Origin of the sequence: Synechococcus sp. WH 8101, from assembly GCF_004209775.1 — a bacterium.
GTDB lineage: Bacteria > Cyanobacteriota > Cyanobacteriia > PCC-6307 > Cyanobiaceae > Synechococcus_C.
Genome location: NZ_CP035914.1, coordinates 247,090 through 261,496, shown reverse-complemented (window position 1 = coordinate 261,496; position 14,407 = coordinate 247,090). Strand labels below are relative to the sequence as shown.

Here is a 14,407-nt window from a genome sequence, read left to right as displayed (position 1 = left end):
TCACTGGTTCACCACAACTGGGCAAGCACCGCTGGCTCAGCCGCCGCGCCGTTCGCCCAGCTCCAGCGGCTCGAAGCGCACGGTGATGCCGAACTCTTCGGCGAATTCCACCACGCGGCACCAGGCGCGATCGCCCGCTTCGGAGGGGCGGAGGATGCCGGTGAGGATCACCGGGGCGCTGGCGGTTTCCAGGGTCATGGTGAACAATGGCCAGCCCACCGACGCCTGCACCGAATCGTCGCGGTAGGTGGGGGGGACATCGAGGGCACCGATCAAGACGCGGCGGCCATTGGCATCCCAGGCGTAGGCGATGCCGTAGCGCGCGAGCAGATCAGAGACCAGGGCCCAGGAGGTGCCATGGGCATCGCTCTGCACCGTGAGCGCCTCACCGCGGGCCTGAATCGTGGTGCTGCCGCGGAACTGCAGCGGCGACCCGGACAGCTGCCCAGGCTGCGTTGCCGAAGGCGAAGCATCGGTGCCAGCGAGGATGGCGCGGATGCGGGCGCGCAGCTGATCGCCACCATCGGTGGGGCCGTTCTTCTGGAGCTGCAGCAGATCCCAACGCTCGCCGGTGCCGCCCCAGATCACGGGGCCGTAGTTGTCGTGCATGACGCGGCCGTCGCGGTTGGAGGCGGCTTCCGCGTGGGTCATCACCGTGCGGATCGTGATGTCCTCAGCGCTCCAGCCCCAGCTGCGGGCGATGGCGGCCGCCTCCTCGCAAAGCGCTTGCAGCTGGGGTGGCGTGGGTGGCTGGGTCCAGGGATCGGGGATGCCGCCCATGCAGGCGCAGGAGAGGGCGACGCTGTTGCTGTTGCGGGCATAGGTGTGGGCGGGCAAGTCCACGCTGTAGGCATGGAGCCGATGCACCCGGCCATCACCGCTGATGATCGCGTGGTAGTGGCCGGGCCGGATCCAGTTGTATCCGGTGGCGGTCCAGTGCAGATAGAGAGTGGGAGCCATGGGGCTGATGGTTGTGGAGAGTCAGTCGTTCAGCCCGCCCAGATTTCGCCCAGAGCAGCAACCGCATCACCAACCGACTGTTGCGTCCACTGGTTTCGCTGCCTGTGGGTGTCATGGCGATCACATGTCCATCGGCAGCCAGCTCGAGCACGGCCTCGCGATTCTCTGCACACACCAATTCGAACTGCTCTGGGGTCAGCCGCAGATCTGCAGGCAAGCGCAAGGGTGCCAAGGCGTCCCATAAGGTCATCGCCGACATCCGGCGGGCTTGCTCATGCTAGGCAAGCCGCGCGTTCTCGCTCCTCATCGGCGTTCCTCCAGAACGAACTGCGAATCAGGGAGTGATGAGGGGAATCACCTGGCGGCCATGGCGGCGATAGAGATGAAAGTCGCTGTCGGTTGTGAGCAGACGCGGAGCGTCGTGGATTTCGGAGAGGCGAATCAAGGCCGCATCGGCCAGTGAGGCCGGCACGTTGTCGTAGCGCTTGAAGAGCGAGCTCACAGCCGTGATCTGGTCTTGCAGCACAAACGGCAGCTGCACCACACCACGCTCGATGAACTGAAGGGCCAAAGCAGGATCAAAGCCTGAACGGGCCAACAAAAAACAGGTCTCCGCCACCACGGGCTCACAGCTGAGCAAAGGGGGCGTGAGCTGACGGAATTGCTGCACAGCCCATTGATGATGCGTGTCATTACTGCTGAGCAGGGCAACCCAAGGGCCCGTATCCAGAAGCACCGCCATCGTCAGCGCTCCCCAAAGCCCGCCAAGTGGACAGGATTCGTGGAGAGATCGGGCGGGGCATCTGCACAGCAGCCAATCAGGTCGGCCAGCAGATCACCAGCTGAGGGTTCAGAGTCGGATGCCGACCCATTCGCCACCCGCAGATAGGCCTGGAGGGCGCGGCGCATGAGCTCGGATTTGCTGAGATGGGTGCGCTGGGCCTGCTCAGACAACAGCTGGTCGAGCTCGTCGGACAACTTGAGCGAGATGACAGCCATGGCACCTGAGCAGATCACCGATCAAGCGTAATACCAGATGGCAAACGGTAGGACCCGCGGGAGGACGCGGGACCAGGGGCGAGAGTCGCAGCCAGAGCGAGAAGCAGGACTAGGATTGTTGAACAAAACGTTCAACCCGCAGCAAGGATGGCGATCGGCGTGCGCGTGGAACCTGAGCTTGAACAGCGGCTTGACCGACTGGCGCGCAGCCTTGGCAAGAGTCGAAGCGCCTGCGTACGAGAAGCGATTGCGCAGTATGTGGAGCGCTTCGGGGATGGCGATGAAGCCAGGCGCCAGTCGGCTTTGATTGCTGAACACAGCAGCTCGGCCCACTGGAGCGAACAGCTGCCCGACTGGGCTGATTGGACGGCATGAGGCGGATGCCACTGGAACGGGGGCTTGTGGTAACCGTTGCCAGCCCAGGGGTGTACTCCGGGAAACCAAGGCCGGCGGTAGTCGTGCAGGCGAATCGATGGCTCGAGCGACATCCCAGCATCACGCTCTGCCCGCTCACCAGCACCCTGATCGATGCACCGCTCGTGCGAATTCCGGTGGCGCCAAGCCCAGGCAACGGCCTGCGCAAGCCGTCTCAACTGATGGCCGACAAGCTCTTCACCGTGCCTGCTGCAGCGATCGGGAGCATGGTTGGACGGCTGGAGGCCTCAGCCATGGCCGACTTGGATCTCGCTCTTCGCGACTGGCTTGAGCTCCAGTAAGCACCCTTTCGGGCGAAACCACCTCATGCGAACCCGCCGTATTCCTCCAATGACGAGATTGCACTCAATTTGGCGTTGAGCTCGGCGAGCCGCTCGTTCTCTCTCTCGATCTGCGAGATCTCGCTCCTCAGCCGCTACGGCTTCGCCGGCCTACGGCTACATCCGCTGCTCGTGCGCGATCTCTCTCAGCTCGTAGTCGACAACGGGTCGCCAATTCAGCGTCGCCAACAAGCGCCGGAACCAAGGCAAGGAGGAGTAGTACTCCGATTTGCTGATTGAGGGCGATGGTGCCGAGGAAGGGGAGGTGGACATGGCTGTACGACGTGAAAAGCGTGATCAGCGCGAGCAGACCGCCCAGGATCAGGGTGATCCAGCCCTGGATGCCGAAGAACCAAACCCTACCCACGCCGAGCCATCGCCGCTCAGCTAATAATACACCTGTACTGACGAGTGGCTTTCACAAGGCCGGCGACCTAAACCGCCAAAACCACCAAACCCGAGGCCTTCGAGCACGGAGAATGAATGCGAAAGGAAGTCATCCACACTCACGCCGGCTTGGCGAAGGATGGCCCGGAGGGTTCCTTCAGGCAGGTCACCTGGGTGGTTGGGGATGGTGGTGTAGCGCTGGCCAGATGCCTGGTACCAAATCTCGTGGGAGCCTGCGGCCTGGCGATCGAAAGCAAAGCCAAAGCGCTTCAGACGCTTCACCACATCGCGGTAGCGAAAACCGGAGAGGCGCCCCATCACGCACTGAGCACCACGGGAAGCTCGAAGGACTGTGCAAGAGCCGGTGGGGCTTCGCGTTCACCGCGCTCAAGGCGTGCTTCGTGCAGCTCCCTGGCGACGTCTCGCGCGATTTCAAGGGTCTCGGTGAGGGTGCGACCCTGGGCGACCAAACCAGGAATGCTGGCGCAAGTGGCCAAGTAACAGCCCTCAGGAAGCTGCTCCACCTGCAGGTTGACGAGCCATTCGGCCACGGCTTTCAGCCCTCGGAAGACGCTTTAAAGCTAATCCCGAAGTGGGCTTTGCAGGTGCGGTCGATGCACCCTCAAGCAAACCCGCCGTACTCCTCCAATGACGAGATTGCACTCAGCTTGGCGTTGAGCTCGGCGAGCCGCTTGTTCTCTCTCTCGATCTGCGAGTGCCACTGATTCACGCCTGGGGATCAATCAGGCAAAGCGCCTCGCCACCACCAGGCACCGCAAGGGTGCTCAGGCGTGCATCGAAGCTCACCAGGCAGCCTCCTTGGTGCACAGCCAAGGCGAGGAGATTAGGTGTCGGTGATTTGGCCGTGATGAAGAAGCAGCTCAGCCTGCAGCTCGCCATCAGCGGACCAGGAGAGGAGGTCAGGCCAGAACAGGTGGCCTGGATGGGAGAGCATCCCCTGCAGCAACGACATCACCGAGGCCGGGCCACCGGGGCTGTTGGGATAGCGGGGATTACTGAGGATGCGCAGCAGGGCGTTCTGGGTCAACGGACATGTCGCCCAGCCACGGCTGGCGTTGGCCTGGAACCAGCGATGAGCAGGCTCGTGATGCACGTGCTGGGGATCCAGCAAGGCGATCAACACGTTCGCCGCAGCTGATTCACCAGGTTGAGATCAACCACACCACCTGAAGAGGTGATCGGCAGGAGCGGCAACCCGGATCGCTCCGATGGCGGCTCCTCCGGCCCAGCAGGCCGGCGCAAGGCCTGGCGCGCCAACTCACTGATCACCGCACCAACACTGAGGTGCCGCTGACGGGCAAGAACGCGTGCGGCATCGAGCACATCGTCATCCAACTGGAGCGTGGTGCGCATCAAGCATCACTCATCTGACACCACGCTAGACCCAGCTACTGAACCCCCCAACACAGCTTCAGCAACAACCGCTGCATGCCCATCAACGCATAATTTGATCACAGGGAATCAATTCGACGGCTGGAACCCTCAGCCATGGCCGCAATCGACCTCGCTCTCAGCGGCCAACCTGGCCTCCAGGAGGCGCCCCACCGCAACACCTATGCTGAAATAGAGCTGCACATCGCTGAATCCGTGGGCCCTTCCAGCGCTCGCAAAGGCATCATCCTCGCCGGCGGCAGTGGCTCAAGGCTGCATCCGATCACCCAGGCGGTGAGCAAGCAGCTGTTGCCGGTGTATAACAAACCAATGATCTATTACCCGCTCAGCACCTTGATGCTGGCGGGGATCCGCGAGGTGCTGATCATCACCACACCCCACGATCAGGCGGCCTTTCAACGTCTACTGGGGGATGGCAGCCGCTGGGGGATGGTGATCGAGTACGCGATTCAGCCCTCCCCCGATGGCCTGGCCCAGGCGTTTCTGATCGGCGCCGACTTTCTCGGTGGACGGCCCGCCGCCCTGGTGCTGGGCGACAACCTCTTCCACGGCCACGATCTAGTGCCCCAGCTGCGCAGCAGCAACGCCCAGGCGCAAGGCGCCACGGTGTTTGCCTATCCCGTCAGTGATCCCGAGCGCTATGGCGTGGCGGAATTTGATGACCAAGGCCGGGTGCTGAGCATCGAGGAGAAACCCCAACAGCCCAAGAGCCGCTACGCCGTGACGGGTCTCTATTTCTATGACGCCTCTGTGGTGGAGAGGGCCCAGCAGGTGCAGCCCTCCGCCCGGGGGGAACTGGAAATCACCGATCTCAACCAGCTGTATCTCAACGACGGCCTCCTGCAGGTGGAACTGATGGGCCGGGGCATGGCCTGGCTCGATACGGGCACCTGTGATTCGCTCAACGACGCCAGCGGCTACATCCGCACCTTGGAACATCGCCAGGGCTTGAAGGTGGGCTGCCCCGAGGAGGTGGCCTGGCGCCAGGGTTGGATCAACATCGAGCAACTCACCGCTCTGGCCCAACCACTGAAGAAGAGCGGCTACGGCACCTATCTTTTAGAGCTGCTGGAAGACAACGTGAGCGATCACACCGCTCTGCAGAGCAGCCTGCGCAGGCCGACCCATGCAAGCTGAACCCATCGTTAGCGCCCAGGGGCAGTGCCTGAGCGGCCCGCTGCTGCTCACACCCCAACGCTTTGGCGACGATCGCGGCTGGTTTTTCGAGAGCTGGAATCAACGCCGCTTCGATGCAGCGGTCGGCGAACCCGTGGCCTTCGTGCAAGACAACCACTCCCGCTCCTCACAGGGCGTTCTGCGCGGGCTGCACTACCAACTGCCGGCAGCCCCCCAAGCGAAGCTGGTGCGGGCCAGCGTCGGCAGGATTCTCGATGTGGTGGTGGATCTGCGCGCCTCCTCAGCCAGCTTCGGGCAATGGGCCGGTGTGGAGCTGAGCGCCGAAAGTCAGCAGCAGCTGTGGGTGCCGGAGGGATTCGCCCACGGCTTTCTCACCCTCAGCGATGTGGCGGAGGTGCAATACAAGACCCGGGGCTACTGGAGCCGGGACCAGGAACGGGCGATCCGCTGGGACGACCCAGCCCTGGCAATCAGCTGGCCCCTGGAGACACTGGGCAGCGCGACCGTGAGCCTGTCGGAGAAAGACGCTCAGGCCCCCACCCTGTCGGACGCCCAGGCCGCTGGCGAGGTGTTTCCCTGATGGACCAGACGATCCGGGTGCTGCTCACCGGAGCCGCTGGCCAGTTAGGCCAGGCGGTGATCGCCTCGGTGCCCGAGGGCATTGAGCTGATCACCACGGGCCGCAACGGAGGCCAGGGGATGCTCGGCCTTGATCTTGCGGATGCGGCGGCCTGCCGCCAGGCCGTGGAAACGCACCAACCCAACTGGGTGCTCAATGCCGGCGCTTACACGGCCGTGGACAAAGCCGAAAGCGAACCCGATGTAGCCGAGATGATAAACGCCAAGGCACCACGAGCCTTCGCGGAAGCCCTGCGCGATCAAGGGGGGCGGCTCCTGCAACTGAGCACGGATTTCGTATTCAACGGTGAGCAGGGCAGGCCCTACCGGCCAAGCGACAGCCGCTCACCGTTGGGGGTGTACGGCGCCAGCAAAGCGCGGGGAGAAGATGCCGTGGAAGAGATCCTGTCTGCGACTGGCCAGGGGCTGATCCTGCGCACAAGCTGGGTGATGGGGCCGGTGGGCCGCAATTTTGCCCTCACCATGCTGCGCTTGCACCGGGAGCGCGACGCCATTGGCGTGGTGGCCGATCAGGTGGGCTGCCCAACCTGCACCCACTCTCTTGCCACGGCCTGCTGGCAGGCGATCCAGCGGAGCAGTGCCGGCGACAGCCTGCCCGCGCTGATGCACTGGAGTGATGCCGGCGCCGCCAGCTGGTTTGATGTGGCGGTGGCCGTGGGTGAGCTGGCTCTGGAGCTGGGGCTGTTGGAGCGGATGGCGGCGGTGACGCCGATCACCAGCGCTGAGTACCCCACCCCAGCCAAGCGGCCGAGCTACTCGCTGCTCGATTGCTCCAGCAGCCGCCAGGCCTTGGAGCTGGACGCCAGCCCCTGGCGCCAGGCCCTGCGTGAGTTGCTGCACTCCATCCCAACCGCCACCACCACAACTACGTCCTCATGCGCTTGACCATGACCACCGCCGCCGAACTGCTGGGCGATCGCCGCCGCATCCTGGTGACCGGTGGTGCCGGTTTCATCGGTGGCGCCGTGGTGCGGCGGCTGCTGCGGGAGAGCACAGCGCAGGTGTTCAACCTCGACAAGATGGGCTACGCCAGCGATTGCACCAGCATTGAGCATGTGCTGACTGAGCTAGGCCCTGCCGGAGAGGGGCGCTACCAACTGCTGCGGGTAGATCTGGCCGATGCCCAAGCAACGGCAGAGGCGGTGCAACGGGCCGACCCGGATCTGGTGCTGCATCTGGCGGCGGAAAGCCATGTGGATCGCTCGATCGCTGGGCCCGAGGCTTTTATCAGCAGCAACGTGATCGGCACCCTGCATCTGCTGCAGGCGGTGCGCGCCCACTGGGAGCAGCTGGCTGGGGAACGCAAGGCGAACTTTCGGATGCATCACATCAGCACCGATGAGGTGTTCGGCTCCCTCGGGCCCGAAGGGCGTTTTTCAGAAACCACCCCCTACGACCCACGCAGCCCCTATTCGGCCAGCAAGGCCGCGAGCGATCACCTGGTGAATGCCTGGCATCACACCTATGGCCTGCCGGTGGTGCTCACCAACTGCAGCAACAACTACGGCCCCTGGCAGTTCCCCGAAAAGCTGATCCCGGTGGTGATCCTCAAAGCCGCCGCCGGCGAAGCGATCCCGCTCTACGGCGATGGGCTGAATGTGCGCGACTGGCTGCACGTGGAAGACCACGTGGATGCGTTGCTGCTGGCGGCCTGCCGAGGCGCCCTAGGGCGCAGCTATTGCGTGGGCGGCTTTGGCGAGCGCACAAACCGGCAGATTGTGGAGCTGATCTGCACCAGCCTCGATCAGGTCCATCCCAAGGGATCCCCCCACGCCAAGCTGATCCAACGGGTCAGCGATCGCCCCGGCCATGACCGCCGCTACGCGATCGATCCCAGCCGCATTCAATGCGAACTGGGTTGGCAGCCTCGTCACAGCCTCGAGGCAGGCCTAACTGAAACCGTGAAGTGGTACTTGACGCAGCAGAACTGGTGCAAACAAGCGGTCAACCGTTCATGAGCATCAACGCACACTTCTAGTCCCCAAAAAGCTATTCGGTCAGCTCCCGCTGCCACTCGGGAACCAGCTCCGCCAGCAACTCCAGCGCTGCCTCCACATCCTGGGCCGCGATCGCAGCGTCGAGCGCATCGAGGCGAGGCCAAAGCACGTCTGGGGAAAGAGCCCTTTCTTGAGCACGGAAGATCAGGGGGTGCTGGGTAGGTTCGGATTCGGCATCGATCAGCAGCTCCTCGTAGAGCTTTTCGCCGGGGCGCAGGCCGGTGCAGGTGATGGCGATCTCACCGGTAGGGTTCTGGGCATCGCGTAGCGACAGGCCGCTGAGGCGCACCATCTGCTCAGCCAGGTCTTTGATACGCACCGGTTCACCCATCTCCAGCAGAAACAGATCACCGCCCTTGGCAAGGGTGGCGGCCTGGAGCACCAACTGGGCCGCCTCAGAGATCGTCATGAAGTAGCGAATGATCTCCGGGTGGGTGAGCGTGATCGGCCCACCTGCTGCAATCTGACGGCGGAACAGGGGCACCACCGACCCCGACGAACCCAACACATTGCCAAAGCGCACCATCGCCAAACGGGTACGGGTCTGGCCCGCTGCCTTGGCATTTTGGGACAGCTCCAATGCCGACGCCTGCAGCACCAGCTCCGCCAGGCGTTTGCTGGCCCCCATCACATTGGTGGGACGCACCGCTTTATCAGTGGAGATCAGCACCAATTCACTTACGCTAGTCGCCACCGCGGCCTGACAGACCACCCGAGTGGAACCGACGTTGTTGGCAAGGCCCGCCAGCGGGTTGGCCTCCACCAGGGGCACGTGTTTGTAGGCGGCAGCATGGAACACGGTCTGTACCCCGTGGTCTGTAAAAAGCCTTTGCACCAGCGCCGGATCGGCGGCGCTGCCAAGCACTGGCAGCAGCTTTACCGAAGCGGGCAACTGCTGGCGGAGCTCCTGCTCCACGGCATACAGCGACGGTTCACTGCTTTCGAGCAAGATCAAGATGCTGGGACTCAGTTGCAGGATCTGACGGCAGAGCTCAGATCCGATCGAGCCACCGGCACCGGTGACGCAGACCACCGCATCACGCAGGCCAGGGCCGAGCAACTCCGGCACGGGCGGCACGGGATCACGGCCGAGCAGGTCTTCAATGGCAACGGGACGGAGTGCATCGATGCGCGCCCGGCCGGAGGTGAGGTCATCCACCGAGGGGATCTGCAACACCGGGATTGCCTGGCGTTGCAACTCAGCCACGATGCGACGACGTTCGCTGCGGGGCATTGAAGGGATTGCCAGCAACACCTGATCGATCTGCTCCTGGATCTGGCTCAGCACCTGAGGAGGTTGGATCGGGATACCGTTGATCGTGCGCTGCCAGAGAACTGGAGCATCATCGAGAAAGGACACGATCTGGTGGTTGCCAGCCAGGCGCAGAGCCGCGGCGAGCTGGGCACCAGCCTCACCGGCGCCGTAGATCGCCACACGCACGATCTGCTTGTGGGCAACCGACCGCAGCGACAGGAGCAGATCGCGCAGGACAAAACGCACCGCTCCGGTGAAACCCGTAAGCAACAACCAGAGCAGGATCCAACTGCTGCGGGGCGGCATCGGCAAGCGCAGCATCACGCCAAGGCCCGCCAACAGCAACACCAACAGTCCATTGCGGCCAGCAAGCCGATAGAGAGCGCGGCTTCCGACGTAGCGCGTGAGACCTTTGTATTGCCCGGTGAGGGCATACAGCGGCAGACCCACCAGCAGCACCGCTGGCAGCAACCAAAGGCCGGCAGCCTGAAAGCTGGGATGGAGCGGATGGGCCAGTCGCAGCCAGAAGCTGAGCCACACCGCCAATGGCAGCAGCAGGGCGTCGATGCCGATCAGCAGCAGCCGTCGGGCCGTGGGCGGAAAGCGAACAGCTCGTTCAGCGACCTTGGTCGGATAAGAACGCGACACTTCAGGTTTCAAGAGCGTGATGCCTCAGCAAAGGGAACCGCAACCTTTTGATCCAGCCAGAAGCCGATCAGCAGCTCAAGGGCGGCAAGGGTGATCACCCAAAGCAAGCCACCCCAAAGAAGGACGATGGCGAGTACAGCGGTAGATGCGATGTAGAGGCTAGAAACGCGGGCATGGGGCCAGCCGGCCTGATGCAAGCGCTGGAACAGATGCAGACGATGGGCCTGAAACACCCGCTGGCCTGACATCAAACGCCTTGGCACGCAAAGGCAGGCGTCGCCCAACAGCGGGGTGGCCACCAGCAACAAGGCGAGCGCTTCAATCCAGGTGGATGCCTGAAGCACAAGCATGGCAAACACGGCACCGAGAAAGGTGCTGCCCACATCGCCCATGAACACCTTGGCGGGGCTCCAGTTCCAGATCAGGAATCCCAGCAAGGCGCCCACAAGGGCCCAGATAGGCAAGGGAGCCGAAAGCTGGATGGCAGCTGCAGTAATGACCACAAACAAACAACCCGCAACCAGGCCATCCAGGCCATCCATGAAGTTGGTGAAGTTGATCACCGCGGTGATAGCAATCATCAACACTGCAATAAGTGGAAGAAAGCCGAAAGACAGCTCCACAAGCGGGCTCACCAGGATCAGCAACAGGGCTGTGGCGAGCTGAACGCCAAAGCGCCAACTGACGGGCAGATTGTGGCGATCGTCGAGAAAACTCACCAGGGCAAGTGGCAACGCCATCAAGGGCGCAGCAAGCAGAGTTAAGGGCGCCGAAGCGGATCTAGCGCTAACTATCAAAGCCAGAACACTTGCAGAGCAAGCCACCAACACAAAAGCGACACCACCACCACGGGGGGTAGGCCGGCTGTGGGAGCTGCGGGCGTTGGGATGATCAAGCAGTAGTCGACGTAAGCGGGGAATCAACAACAGCAAGAGCCCCCAACTCGTGACTGAGGCAATAAAGGCAGCGAGAAACACAAGCAATATAATTAAGTCAACGGCAAAACCGGAAAACTTTCGGCTGCAGAGCCGAGCACCTTGTGAGAGGGCGTAAAACCAGAGAGGTTGGCACCCATACGCAACACCGCTTCGTAGTACTTTGGAGAGATAATCAAAAGTGGAGCTGCCAGCAAAAAGAACAATCGGTTCGGAATCGACAGCAGATGGCAGCGGCGAGCTGGGTCTCCAGATGGTTGAGCCATTTGGAGAGCTCGAAGCATCGCAAAATATGTCAGGGTGCAATCTCCGCCGATAGAAATACGCGCTGAAAAGGAGGAATCCCAGTCGTAATCATTAAGTTGTTCAGCGAATCGCAAAAAAACAGCGGCAAGCTGAGACGCATGAATTGGTTGGCGAAGACCGGTGATGGATGGCAGGGGAATTAAGGGGAATCGACGGAGCTGATGTAGCAAGATAGTTAAATTACTGTCGCCATATTCTCCTACCCTACCGTATATCAAACTTGGCCGGACAACTTTACAAGGAAAGGAGAGACGGAAAGACGTATTGATCAATTCATCCTCTGCCTTTATCAAGCTAGAAACCAAGTTGCGATCAAATCCATTGAAAGAAAAACGCTTTGTAATAACTGACGACGAAGAGCAAGCGATCAGACCGCCCAATCCAGAGAGAAGCTCAGGGGAATTAGCCGCAATAGAATTCAGGAAAGGTGCAAAAATCCAAATTGGGCTAAAGCTAATCCATATCTTTGGAGCATTTAATTCGCCGCCAGGATCAAAAGACGACGGATTTTCAAGATCCAAGTAACGAAATTCGCCAAAACCACTTAACCTTGATCTTGAATAACAAAAGATTGGGCCAAAATGGGGAGATAAATTACAGGAACGAAGGAAAGCCTCACCAGCAGGCGTTGTTGCTCCAAACAAATGAATTTCAAATTGAGACATAACAAAAAGACAGCAAAGAATCCAGCCAAATCAAAACAGCTTAAAGCCCCAAATGCAACAATAAACAAAAAAGGACTTAACCAAAGAAAGACTCTGACGAAACGAAAAATGAGAACCTCTAGCCCAGCCATGGATTACAAATCCAAGTGGATTGTGGAGAGTAAGGCCAACCCGAGAGAGCCTTCGAACAATATCAGCGTCTTCAACGTGAAGAAAATAGCGCTCGCAAAAGCCGCCTACCGACTTATAAGCCCAAACAGGCACAATCAGAAAGCAGCCCGACAAGTAGGTAGACACAATGAATTCCTTTGAATAATCAAGAAGCATATTTTTATGCCATAAATTATACCTGTATAACAGTTTCATGTTCAACAAAAAGGGGAAACGCCCAAGCAAGAGTGACAAAACCGTAGGGTTGTGCTTAGCAGAGTATTGAATATCGCCAGACTGAAGGCGAATAAGAGGAGCAACGCATGAACATTCAGGGTGCTCGAAGATCCATTGAAACAGTGGATATAGCTGCTCAGGCAAAAAACTTATGTCAGGGTTAACTACAACAAAATAATCTCTCTCACCAAGGGAAGCCCTAAGAAAATTACGATTGTTAGAAGCGCCAAAGCCAAGATTGGGGCCCTTATCATAAAAAAAATCGATACCATTCAACGCAGATTCTAGTTGAGCCAAAGAAGGCGAAGCAAAATTAGAAGGGCTACCATCATAAACAGCAGTTATAAGGCTATACTTATCAGTGGTAAGGCCAGAAAATGATTTTATAGAAGCAAGCAGTGGATAAATGGTGTCAAGGGAGTGATTGTATAAAACAAGGGAAAAACAAATTACAGGTTTATTCACAAAAGGAGAAATAGGAGTAACAATGCCAAAGGCAGGCCGCGTCCCTTTGCGAGGTGTAAATCTCGAGACCCGATTGCCCTGGTCTGAGAGTGAACAGGGATGAATGACGGGCTGTCATTCGCGAGGCGCATGTCCACCTCGTTTTTTCACGATGAATCCAGCTGATTGACTTGTCAAGTCGTTCGCCTGGATGACGGATTGTTTGTTGGCTGTGGCGTTGATCTCGGTCGTGCGGTTTCAGCTGCCGCCCCCCGGGCGCTGAGCAGCGCCGCTGCGCCCTGAGGAGGGCGCTGCGCCACCGCTCTGCTGGGGCCTTGGTTCAGGCGCTTGCTTCCTGCAGACAGGGCTGAGCCGACAGGTCCTCCAGCGACGGGATGGCGCTCATGCTTTCGGCGGAGAACATGCGCCGGCCCTCGAGCTGCCAGTGCTCGTCCTGCTCCAGCAGCACTGCGCCCACCAGTCGCTCGATCGCAGCGTCGTTGTGGAAGATTCCCACCACGCGGGTGCGGCGTTTAATTTCCTCATTGACGCGCTCGAGCAGGTTGGTGCTCCACACCTTCTTCCAGTGCTGGGAGGGGAAGCGGCGGAATGCCAGCACGTCCTCGCTGGCCTTGGCCATCAGCTCAACCGCCCGGGGGAACTTGGCGGCTAGCATGGCGCTGACCTGATCCCATTGCTCCAGCACCGCCTCCTTGCTCTGCTGCGCGAACACCGAGCACAACGCGGCGGCCACCATCTCCTGGTGGGCTTTCGGCACGGTCTGGAGCAGGTTTCTGGCGAAATGCACGCGGCAGCGCTGCCAGCAGCTGCCCTGCAGCATCCGGCGAATGGCGTTGGTGAGGCCCTGGTGGGCATCGCTGATCACCAGATTGACCCCGCTGAGACCGCGTTCCTTGAGGGAGCCTAGAAACTGGCTCCAGAAGGGCTCGCTCTCGCTGTCGCCGACCTTGGGCCGAGCAGCTCGCGCCGGCCATCGGCGTTCACGCCCATGGCGACAACAACGGCTCTGGAGCAGACCTGCATCGCCCGGCACAGCCGGCCGTGGAGGTAAGCGGCATCGAGGTAGAGGTAGGCGTAACCGCTGGCATCCAGAGGCCGGCTGAGGAACGCCTGCACCTGCAGGTCGATTTCGGCGCAGATGCGGCTGACCTGGGATTTCGAGATCCCGCTTTGGCTGCCCAGAGCCGCCACCAGGGCATCGACCTTGCGGGTGGAGACTCCGGCGACATAGGCCTCCATCACGACGGCGTAGAGGGCTTGATCCACCCGCCGGCGGGGCTCCAGGATCGAGGGCAGAAAGCTGCCTGAGCGCAGTTTGGGGATCCGCAGGTCGATGTCGCCCACCTGGGTGGTGAGCACGCGAGGTCGGTAGCCGTTGCGGTGGCCAAGGCGCTCCTCACTGCACTCGTGGCGATCGGCGCCGAGAACGGCAGCGACCTCCAGCTCGATCAGCTGCTGC

Annotated in this window: 18 protein-coding genes and 1 pseudogene; 6 read left to right on the top strand and 13 right to left on the bottom strand. The window is 60.8% G+C overall.

From position 1 onward, the window contains the following. Nucleotides 1–36 precede the first annotated feature (36 nt). The 4 genes from SynWH8101_RS01265 to SynWH8101_RS01250 form a co-directional block, all read right to left on the bottom strand. Entirely contained in the window at nucleotides 37–960 is a 924-nt protein-coding gene (locus tag SynWH8101_RS01265) for an N-acetylmuramoyl-L-alanine amidase (RefSeq protein WP_130128252.1), read from the bottom strand. After that, the gene (locus tag SynWH8101_RS14570; protein ID WP_370587007.1) at nucleotides 875–1,210 is read right to left on the bottom strand and encodes a hypothetical protein; all 336 of its coding nucleotides are present in this window, start codon (nucleotides 1,208–1,210) and stop codon (nucleotides 875–877) included. The genes SynWH8101_RS01265 and SynWH8101_RS14570 overlap by 86 nt, the downstream gene beginning before the upstream one ends. Nucleotides 1,211–1,294: 84 nt before the next feature. Then, on the bottom strand, nucleotides 1,295–1,702 hold the full coding sequence (locus SynWH8101_RS01255) for a type II toxin-antitoxin system VapC family toxin (protein WP_130128251.1): 408 nt from the start codon (nucleotides 1,700–1,702) through the stop codon (nucleotides 1,295–1,297). A gap of 2 nt (nucleotides 1,703–1,704) precedes the next feature. After that, nucleotides 1,705–1,959 carry a ribbon-helix-helix domain-containing protein gene (locus tag SynWH8101_RS01250; protein ID WP_130128250.1) on the bottom strand — a complete coding sequence of 85 codons (255 nt, stop codon included), beginning with the start codon at nucleotides 1,957–1,959 and terminating at the stop codon, nucleotides 1,705–1,707. 147 nt (nucleotides 1,960–2,106) lie between these two features. Here SynWH8101_RS01250 and SynWH8101_RS01245 point away from each other — a divergent pair, with 147 nt between their 5' ends. Together SynWH8101_RS01245 and SynWH8101_RS01240 are read left to right on the top strand one after the other, a co-directional pair. Then, nucleotides 2,107–2,334: a ribbon-helix-helix protein, CopG family gene (locus tag SynWH8101_RS01245; RefSeq protein ID WP_130128249.1), complete on the top strand. Its 228-nt coding sequence runs from the start codon at nucleotides 2,107–2,109 to the stop codon at nucleotides 2,332–2,334. Next, nucleotides 2,331–2,675, top strand: coding sequence for a type II toxin-antitoxin system PemK/MazF family toxin (locus tag SynWH8101_RS01240; protein ID WP_254428004.1), 345 nt, complete (start codon nucleotides 2,331–2,333; stop codon nucleotides 2,673–2,675). The genes SynWH8101_RS01245 and SynWH8101_RS01240 overlap by 4 nt, the downstream gene beginning before the upstream one ends. 426 nt (nucleotides 2,676–3,101) lie before the next feature. Here SynWH8101_RS01240 and SynWH8101_RS01235 read toward each other — a convergent pair whose 3' ends face one another. The 4 genes from SynWH8101_RS01235 to SynWH8101_RS01220 all read right to left on the bottom strand — a co-directional run bounded on the left by SynWH8101_RS01235 (nucleotide 3,102) and on the right by SynWH8101_RS01220 (nucleotide 4,475). Next, nucleotides 3,102–3,419, bottom strand: a complete 318-nt coding sequence (locus tag SynWH8101_RS01235) for a type II toxin-antitoxin system HicA family toxin (protein ID WP_130128248.1) — start codon at nucleotides 3,417–3,419, stop codon at nucleotides 3,102–3,104. Beyond that, nucleotides 3,419–3,652: a type II toxin-antitoxin system HicB family antitoxin gene (locus SynWH8101_RS01230; protein WP_130128247.1), complete on the bottom strand. Its 234-nt coding sequence runs from the start codon at nucleotides 3,650–3,652 to the stop codon at nucleotides 3,419–3,421. Before SynWH8101_RS01230 ends, SynWH8101_RS01235 begins: the two co-directional genes overlap by 1 nt. 293 nt (nucleotides 3,653–3,945) lie before the next feature. Further along, complete coding sequence (locus SynWH8101_RS01225; protein ID WP_254428003.1) at nucleotides 3,946–4,242, bottom strand: hypothetical protein; 297 nt, start codon at nucleotides 4,240–4,242, stop codon at nucleotides 3,946–3,948. Further along, nucleotides 4,239–4,475 (bottom strand): CopG family transcriptional regulator, encoded by a 237-nt coding sequence (locus tag SynWH8101_RS01220; RefSeq protein WP_130128246.1) that lies wholly within the window; start codon nucleotides 4,473–4,475, stop codon nucleotides 4,239–4,241. Before SynWH8101_RS01220 ends, SynWH8101_RS01225 begins: the two co-directional genes overlap by 4 nt. Nucleotides 4,476–4,610: 135 nt before the next feature. Here SynWH8101_RS01220 and rfbA point away from each other — a divergent pair, with 135 nt between their 5' ends. Genes rfbA through rfbB form a run of 4 tightly spaced genes read left to right on the top strand, consistent with a single transcriptional unit; the run spans nucleotide 4,611 to nucleotide 8,248 of the window. Continuing rightward, on the top strand, nucleotides 4,611–5,651 hold the full coding sequence (gene rfbA, locus SynWH8101_RS01215; RefSeq protein ID WP_370587006.1) for a glucose-1-phosphate thymidylyltransferase RfbA: 1,041 nt from the start codon (nucleotides 4,611–4,613) through the stop codon (nucleotides 5,649–5,651). Then, nucleotides 5,641–6,231 carry a dTDP-4-dehydrorhamnose 3,5-epimerase gene (gene rfbC / locus SynWH8101_RS01210; RefSeq protein WP_130128245.1) on the top strand — a complete coding sequence of 197 codons (591 nt, stop codon included), beginning with the start codon at nucleotides 5,641–5,643 and terminating at the stop codon, nucleotides 6,229–6,231. The genes rfbA and rfbC overlap by 11 nt, the downstream gene beginning before the upstream one ends. Next, nucleotides 6,231–7,175, top strand: a complete 945-nt coding sequence (rfbD, locus tag SynWH8101_RS01205; protein WP_254428002.1) for a dTDP-4-dehydrorhamnose reductase — start codon at nucleotides 6,231–6,233, stop codon at nucleotides 7,173–7,175. The genes rfbC and rfbD overlap by 1 nt, the downstream gene beginning before the upstream one ends. A 2-nt stretch (nucleotides 7,176–7,177) precedes the next feature. After that, on the top strand, nucleotides 7,178–8,248 hold the full coding sequence (rfbB, locus tag SynWH8101_RS01200; RefSeq protein WP_370587005.1) for a dTDP-glucose 4,6-dehydratase: 1,071 nt from the start codon (nucleotides 7,178–7,180) through the stop codon (nucleotides 8,246–8,248). A 31-nt stretch (nucleotides 8,249–8,279) separates the two neighbouring features. Here rfbB and SynWH8101_RS01195 read toward each other — a convergent pair whose 3' ends face one another. The 5 genes and pseudogenes from SynWH8101_RS01195 to SynWH8101_RS14345 form a co-directional block, all read right to left on the bottom strand. Further along, nucleotides 8,280–10,190: a nucleoside-diphosphate sugar epimerase/dehydratase gene (locus SynWH8101_RS01195; protein ID WP_130128243.1), complete on the bottom strand. Its 1,911-nt coding sequence runs from the start codon at nucleotides 10,188–10,190 to the stop codon at nucleotides 8,280–8,282. An 8-nt stretch (nucleotides 10,191–10,198) separates the two neighbouring features. Beyond that, the gene (locus tag SynWH8101_RS01190; protein WP_254428001.1) at nucleotides 10,199–10,930 is read right to left on the bottom strand and encodes a glycosyl transferase; all 732 of its coding nucleotides are present in this window, start codon (nucleotides 10,928–10,930) and stop codon (nucleotides 10,199–10,201) included. A 248-nt stretch (nucleotides 10,931–11,178) separates the two neighbouring features. Beyond that, entirely contained in the window at nucleotides 11,179–12,096 is a 918-nt protein-coding gene (locus tag SynWH8101_RS01185; RefSeq protein WP_130128242.1) for a hypothetical protein, read from the bottom strand. Nucleotides 12,097–12,126: 30 nt separating this feature from the next. Continuing rightward, nucleotides 12,127–12,948 carry a glycosyltransferase family 2 protein gene (locus tag SynWH8101_RS01180; RefSeq protein ID WP_130128241.1) on the bottom strand — a complete coding sequence of 274 codons (822 nt, stop codon included), beginning with the start codon at nucleotides 12,946–12,948 and terminating at the stop codon, nucleotides 12,127–12,129. 319 nt (nucleotides 12,949–13,267) lie between these two features. Then, nucleotides 13,268–14,391: pseudogene (locus tag SynWH8101_RS14345) on the bottom strand (IS256 family transposase). Nucleotides 14,392–14,407 lie beyond the last annotated feature (16 nt).